The sequence below is a fragment of the Vibrio sp. ZF57 genome (assembly GCF_001691235.1).
GTDB classification, from domain to species: domain Bacteria; phylum Pseudomonadota; class Gammaproteobacteria; order Enterobacterales; family Vibrionaceae; genus Vibrio; species Vibrio crassostreae_C.
The window spans coordinates 37,444-44,154 of the sequence record NZ_MAKD01000118.1; the positions used below are offsets into that span (position 1 = coordinate 37,444).

At 47.1% G+C, this 6,711-nt stretch carries 9 protein-coding genes; all 9 read left to right on the forward strand.

Annotated elements, in window-relative coordinates; genetic code table 11:
- Positions 1-849 (forward strand): type II secretion system F family protein (locus A6D97_RS18985; RefSeq protein ID WP_240492710.1); only part of this gene is annotated, 849 nt, incomplete at its 5' end.
- Between the two features lie 88 nt (positions 850-937).
- Positions 938-1,381: a type II secretion system major pseudopilin GspG gene (gene gspG / locus A6D97_RS18990; RefSeq protein WP_017062485.1), complete on the forward strand. Its 444-nt coding sequence runs from the start codon at positions 938-940 to the stop codon at positions 1,379-1,381.
- A 78-nt stretch (positions 1,382-1,459) separates the two neighbouring features.
- Positions 1,460-2,053: a type II secretion system minor pseudopilin GspH gene (gspH, locus tag A6D97_RS18995; RefSeq protein WP_017062484.1), complete on the forward strand. Its 594-nt coding sequence runs from the start codon at positions 1,460-1,462 to the stop codon at positions 2,051-2,053.
- Entirely contained in the window at positions 2,040-2,435 is a 396-nt protein-coding gene (gene gspI, locus A6D97_RS19000; protein WP_048612449.1) for a type II secretion system minor pseudopilin GspI, read from the forward strand. Before gspH ends, gspI begins: the two co-directional genes overlap by 14 nt.
- Entirely contained in the window at positions 2,422-3,189 is a 768-nt protein-coding gene (gspJ, locus tag A6D97_RS19005; protein ID WP_065585035.1) for a type II secretion system minor pseudopilin GspJ, read from the forward strand. Before gspI ends, gspJ begins: the two co-directional genes overlap by 14 nt.
- Positions 3,173-4,222, forward strand: a complete 1,050-nt coding sequence (gene gspK, locus A6D97_RS19010; protein WP_065585036.1) for a type II secretion system minor pseudopilin GspK — start codon at positions 3,173-3,175, stop codon at positions 4,220-4,222. The genes gspJ and gspK overlap by 17 nt, the downstream gene beginning before the upstream one ends.
- Positions 4,191-5,420, forward strand: coding sequence for a type II secretion system protein GspL (gene gspL / locus A6D97_RS19015; protein ID WP_019826468.1), 1,230 nt, complete (start codon positions 4,191-4,193; stop codon positions 5,418-5,420). Before gspK ends, gspL begins: the two co-directional genes overlap by 32 nt.
- A gap of 20 nt (positions 5,421-5,440) precedes the next feature.
- On the forward strand, positions 5,441-5,929 hold the full coding sequence (locus A6D97_RS19020; protein ID WP_065585037.1) for a type II secretion system protein M: 489 nt from the start codon (positions 5,441-5,443) through the stop codon (positions 5,927-5,929).
- Between the two features lies 1 nt (position 5,930).
- On the forward strand, positions 5,931-6,711 hold a 781-nt coding region (locus tag A6D97_RS19025), incomplete at its 3' end, for a type II secretion system protein N (RefSeq protein ID WP_065585038.1).

Genomic DNA, 6,711 nt, shown 5'->3' on the forward strand with positions numbered 1-6,711 from the left:
TACCCACATATCTTTGATGAACTGTTTAGAGCCATGGTCGCGGCTGGTGAGAAATCGGGTCACTTAGATGCGGTATTGGAGCGACTGGCTGATTACGCAGAAAACCGTCAGAAGATGCGCTCTAAGTTGCTGCAAGCGATGATCTACCCTGTGGTGCTGGTGGTGTTTGCGGTGACGATTGTTTCGTTCCTGCTGGCAACCGTGGTACCTAAGATCGTTGAACCGATTATCCAAATGGGCCAAGAACTTCCTCAATCGACACAATTTTTATTGGCATCGAGTGAATTTATCCAGAATTGGGGCATCCAATTATTGTTGTTGATCATCGGTGTGATTGTGTTGATTAAGACCGCTCTGAAAAAGCCGGGTGTTCGCATGAGTTGGGATCGCAAGCTATTAAGCATTCCACTGATCGGCAAGATCGCGAAAGGAATTAATACCTCTCGTTTTGCACGAACACTCTCTATCTGTACCTCGAGTGCGATTCCTATCCTTGAGGGGATGAAGGTTGCGGTTGATGTAATGTCGAATCACCATGTGAAGCAACAAGTACTGCAGGCGTCAGACAGTGTTAGAGAAGGGGCAAGCCTGCGTAAAGCGCTCGATCAAACCAAACTCTTCCCTCCAATGATGCTGCATATGATCGCCAGTGGTGAGCAGAGTGGTCAGTTAGAGCAAATGCTAACAAGAGCGGCAGATAACCAGGATCAAAGCTTTGAATCGACCGTGAATATCGCGTTAGGTATCTTTACGCCAGCACTTATCGCTTTGATGGCAGGCTTAGTGCTGTTCATTGTGATGGCGACTCTGATGCCGATGCTTGAAATGAATAATTTGATGAGTGGTTAATCAACTGCTCATAAGACGTTAGTTTTTGGATTAACGAGAAGAAGGACATTATTACCTTCAACTCGCTGTCTGTAATTTGGAGAAAATAATGAAAAACAGAATGAAGAAACAATCAGGCTTTACCCTATTAGAAGTGATGGTTGTTGTGGTTATCCTTGGCGTATTGGCGAGCTTTGTTGTACCTAACCTATTGGGTAATAAAGAGAAGGCAGACCAACAAAAAGCCATCACTGATATCGTGGCGTTAGAGAACGCGCTAGATATGTACAAACTGGATAACAGCGTTTACCCAACAACGGATCAAGGTCTTGATGCATTGGTTTCTAAGCCAAGCAGCCCAGAGCCTCGTAACTACCGCGACGGTGGCTACATCAAGCGTCTGCCAAACGACCCATGGGGTAACGAGTACCAATACCTAAGCCCTGGTGATAACGGCACTATTGATATTTTCACTCTTGGTGCTGATGGCCAAGAAGGTGGTGAAGGTATTGCTGCGGATATCGGCAACTGGAACATGCAGGATTTCCAATAAGCATCAGCTTATTGTTTGATTCGTTATTGTTGCTTGATACGTTATTGATGGTAGGACGTAAACAGATGGAGTCTAAAGGTGAAAACTAAGCAAACACAGCCAGGTTTCACCTTAATTGAGATTCTTTTGGTGTTGGTATTACTGTCAGTAACGGCGGTCGCGGTGATCGCGACCATTCCTACCAATAGCAAAGATGTTGCTAAAAAATACGCTCAAAGCTTTTATCAGCGAGTTCAATTACTCAATGAAGAGGCTATTTTGAGTGGTTTGGATTTTGGCGTTCGTGTTGATGAAAAGAAATCGACCTATGTACTGATGGCGCTTAAGTCCGAAGGCTGGCAAGAAGTCGATTTTGAAAAAATCCCCTCTTTAACTGAACTACCGGAAGAACTCGCATTGTCACTGACCTTAGGTGGTGGCGCATGGGAAGACGATGATCGGTTGTTCAACCCAGGAAGCTTGTTTGATGAAGATATGTTTGCTGATCTTGAAGAGGAAAAGAAGCCGAAACCACCACAGATCTACATCTTGTCGAGTGCTGAAATGACGCCATTTGTATTGTCGTTTTATCCAAATACCGGAGACACCATACAAGATGGTTGGCGTATTCGAGTATTGGACAATGGTGTGATTCGACTGCTAGAACCGGGAGAAGAAGATGAAGAGGAATAACCGTTCTCCTTATCGTTCTCGTGGTATGACCCTTGGTTCTCGAGGAATGACGCTGCTTGAGGTATTGGTTGCACTCGCTATCTTTGCGACTGCGGCGATCAGTGTGATTCGTGCTGTCACTCAGCACATCAATACCCTCAGTTATCTAGAAGAAAAAACCTTCGCGGCTATGGTCGTTGATAATCAAATGGCTTTGGTGATGTTGCATCCTGAGAAGCTAAAAAAAGCGCAGGGCACACAAGAGTTGGCCGAGAGAGAGTGGTTTTGGAAGGTCACGCCAATCGATACTAGCGATGATTTATTAAAGGCGTTTGATGTGAGTGTGGCAACCAGTAAACAAGCTTCTCCAGTGGTCACGGTGCGCAGCTATGTGGTCAAGTAAAAGCGTGGCGTTAGCTAAGAGCAAGTCGCTAAGTAAGAGCATGTCCGCCAATAAGCGTGTGCCTCGTAAACAAGGACTATCTTCGAAAGGGAGAGGCTTTACCTTAATTGAGGTTTTGGTCTCGATCGCTATCTTTGCCACGTTAAGCATGGCGGCTTATCAGGTAGTAAATCAGGTTCAGCGCAGCAACGAGCTTTCAATCGAGCGCAGTGCTCGTTTAAATCAACTGCAACGTAGCTTAGTCATTTTAGATAATGATTTTCGCCAGATGGCGGTGCGACAATTTCGTACCAACGGTGAAGAAGCATCATCTAAGCTGATCTTAATTAAAGAGTATTTACTGGATTCCGACAGCGTTGGCATCATGTTTACTCGCCTTGGCTGGCATAACCCACAGCAGCAGTTTCCTCGCGGAGAAGTCACCAAAGTGGGTTACCGCATTAAAGAAGAAACGCTTGAGCGTGTGTGGTGGCGCTACCCCGATACTCCTGCAGGACAAGAAGGTGTGATTACGCCTTTGCTTGATGATGTTGAAAGCTTGGAATTCGAGTTTTATGACGGAAGCCGCTGGGGGAAAGAGTGGCAAGCCGACAAATCGCTACCGAAAGCGGTAAGGTTAAAGCTAACCTTGAAAGATTATGGTGAGATAGAGCGTATTTATCTCACCCCTGGTGGCACGCTAGATCAGGCCGATGATTCTTCAAACAGTGACTCTTCAAGTAGTAATGAGGGGAATAATGACTCATCGAACTAATAAGTTTGCACTGACAAGGTCTGCCATGGGGCGCAAGCAGCGAGGTGTTGCGCTGATCATTATCCTGATGCTACTGGCGATAATGGCAACCATCGCAGGCAGTATGTCGGAACGCCTGTTTACTCAATTTAAGCGCGTGGGCAATCAACTGAATTACCAACAGGCTTACTGGTACAGCATTGGTGTCGAAGCGCTGGTGCAAGACGGCATTAGGCAAAGCTACAAAGACAGTGATACCGTCAACTTGAGTCAACCATGGGCGTTAGAAGAACAGGTATACCCGTTGGATTATGGTCAAGTTAAAGGCCGTATTGTTGATGCTCAGGCATGTTTTAATATCAATGCGTTGGCTGGTGTGACGGCGACTTCAAGTAACCAAACACCTTATTTAATTACGGTTTGGCAAACCTTATTGGAAAACCAAGATGTTGAGCCTTATCAGGCCGAGGTTATCGCGCATTCAAGCTGGGAATTTGTTGATAGCGATACCCGAACCACCTCTTCAGCAGGTGTAGAAGACAGTACTTATGAGGCGATGAAGCCACCTTATTTGGCGGCGAATGGCTTAATGGCCGATGAGTCCGAACTACGAGCGGTTTATCAAGTTACCGGTGAGGTGATGAATAAGGTTCGCCCCTTTGTTTGTGCTCTGCCGAGTGACGATTTTCGCTTGAACGTGAATACACTTACGGAAAAGCAGGCGCCGTTATTGGAAGCGATGTTTGCCCCCGGCTTAAGTGAATCGGATGCCAAACAGCTGATAGACAAACGCCCATTCGATGGCTGGGATACGGTGGATGCGTTTATGGCTGAACCGGCCATTGTGGGTGTGAGTGCCGAAGTCAGCAAGAAAGCGAAAGCATATTTAACTGTAGATAGCGCCTATTTTGAGCTTGATGCAGAGGTATTAGTTGAGCAGTCACGTGTACGTATACGGACGCTTTTCTATAGTAGTAATCGAGAAACAGTGACGGTAGTACGCCGTCGTTTTGGAGGAATCAGTGAGCGAGTTTCTGACCGTTCGACTGAGTAGCGAACCACAAAGCCCTGTGCAGTGGTTAGTTTGGTCGACAAGCCAACAAGAAGTGATAGCAAGTGGCGAACTGTCTAGCTGGGAGCAGCTGGATGAGTTAACGCCTTACGCTGAAAAGCGCAGCTGTATCGCTTTATTGCCGGGAAATGAATGCTTAATTAAGCGTGTTGAGATCCCGAAAGGTGCTGCTCGCCAGTTCGACTCTATGCTGCCGTTTTTATTAGAAGACGAAGTGGCACAAGATATCGAAGACTTACACCTGACTATTTTAGATAAAGACGCAACGCACGCAACAGTGTGTGGTGTCGATCGTGAATGGTTAAAGCAAGCGTTAGACCTGTTCCGCGAAGCCAATATTATCTTCCGTAAGGTGTTGCCAGATACACTGGCCGTGCCTTTTGAAGAGCAAGGCATCAGTGCATTACAGATCGACCAGCATTGGCTATTACGTCAAGGTAACTATCAAGCTGTATCGATCAGCGAAGCATGGTTACCGATGTTTTTGCAAAGTGATTGGGTTGTTGCTGATGACGAAGAGCAAGCGACGACTATCTTCAGCTACACCGCGATGCCGAGCGATGACGTTCAACAGCAAAGCGGTGCGAATTGGCAAGCAAAGCCTGCGGAATTGGTGATGTCTTTGCTGAGCCAACAAGCGATCACAAGCGGCGTAAATTTACTGACTGGCACCTTTAAAACCAAATCTTCATTCAGTAAATATTGGCGTGTTTGGCAGAAAGTGGCGATTGCTGCTTGTTTGCTGGTGGCTGTGATCGTGACTCAGCAAGTGTTGAAGGTTCAGCAATTCGAAGCTCAAGCACAAGCCTACCGCATGGAGAGTGAGCGTATCTTTAGAGCTGTGCTGCCTGGTAAACAACGTATTCCGACAGTCAGCTACCTTAAGCGCCAGATGAACGATGAAGCCAAGAAATATGGCGGCTCGGGCGATGGTGACTCTTTGTTGGGGTGGTTAGCATTGCTGCCGGAAACCTTAGGTCAGGTGAAGTCAATTGAAGTCGAAAGCATTCGCTACGATGGCAATCGTTCTGAGATTCGACTACAGGCGAAAAGTTCTGACTTCCAACATTTTGAGACCGCGAGAGTGAAGCTCGAAGAGAAATTTACCGTCGAACAAGGTCCGTTAAACCGTAATGGCGATGCCGTATTTGGCAGCTTTACTCTTAAACCCCATCAATAACCTGCGTAAGGAGATCAGTGATGAGAAATATGATTGAGCCACTCCAAGCGTGGTGGACTTCAATAAGTCAAAGAGAGCAACGATTAGTTATTGGTTGCTCAATTCTGTTGGTGGTCGGTGTCGTTTATTGGGGGCTAATCCAGCCACTCAGTCAGCGAGCTGAACTCGCGCAGACCCGTATTCAAAGCGAGAAGCAACTACTGGCTTGGGTAACCAATAAAGCCAATGAAGTGGTTGAACTACGAGGCAGTGGTGGCATTAATGCCAGTCAACCTCTGAACCAATCTGTGCCTGCTTCTATGCGTCGCTTTAATATCGAGCTGATACGTGTGCAACCACGTGGCGAGATGCTGCAAGTCTGGGTAAAACCAGTGCCTTTTAATAAGTTCGTTGACTGGCTAACATATCTGAAAGAAAAACAGGGTGTTGAGGTCGAGTTTATGGATATTGATCGCTCTGATAACCCTGGGGTTATTGACGTCAACCGACTACAGTTTAAACGAGGTTAATGTGAAACGCGGTTTATCTTTTAAGTATGGCCTGCTCTTCAGTAGCATCTTTATCGTCTTTTTCTCGGTCAGCTTGTTGCTGCACTTGCCGGCTTCTTTTGCTCTCAAGCAGGCTCCTGCTGTGCGCGGCTTGAGTATCGAAGGCGTGGAGGGCACCGTTTGGCAAGGCAGCGCTAACAACATCGTGTGGCAGCGCATCAATTACGGTTCAGTGCAGTGGGATTTCCAGTTTTCTAAGCTATTTCAAGCCAAAGCAGAACTGGCGGTTCGTTTTGGTCGTAACAGTGACATGAACTTATCAGGTAAAGGGCGTGTCGGGTACAGCATGAGCGGCGCGTACGCAGAGAACTTAGTAGCTTCAATGCCTGCTATGAACGTGATGAAATACGCTCCAGCCATTCCAGTACCGGTTTCTATTGGTGGACAAGTTGAACTGACGATCAAGCATGCGGTTCACGCTCAGCCTTGGTGTCAATCTGGCGAAGGTACACTGGCTTGGTCTGGTGCCGCAGTCGACTCTCCTGTTGGCTCGCTAGACCTTGGCCCTGTGATTGCAGACATAACCTGTGAAGACAGCACAATTGCAGCGAAAGGCACTCAGAAGAGCGATCAGGTAGACAGTGAGTTTTCAGCGAGCGTAACACCCAACCAACGCTATACGTCGGCGGCATGGTTTAAGCCGGGGGCGGAATTCCCGCCAGCAATGCAGAGTCAGCTTAAGTGGTTGGGCAACCCTGATAGCCAAGGTAAGTACCAGTTTACTTATCAAGGTCGTTTGGTAC

Excerpts from the sequence above, each read along its gene's own strand:
- gspG (WP_017062485.1), top strand. The coding sequence starts at position 938 with ATGAAAAACAGAATGAAGAAACAATCAGGCTTTACCCTATTAGAAGTG.
- gspI (WP_048612449.1), top strand. The coding sequence starts at position 2,040 with ATGAAGAGGAATAACCGTTCTCCTTATCGTTCTCGTGGTATGACCCTT.
- gspJ (WP_065585035.1), top strand. The coding sequence starts at position 2,422 with ATGTGGTCAAGTAAAAGCGTGGCGTTAGCTAAGAGCAAGTCGCTAAGT.
- gspK (WP_065585036.1), top strand. The coding sequence starts at position 3,173 with ATGACTCATCGAACTAATAAGTTTGCACTGACAAGGTCTGCCATGGGG.
- A6D97_RS19020 (WP_065585037.1), top strand. The coding sequence starts at position 5,441 with ATGAGAAATATGATTGAGCCACTCCAAGCGTGGTGGACTTCAATAAGT.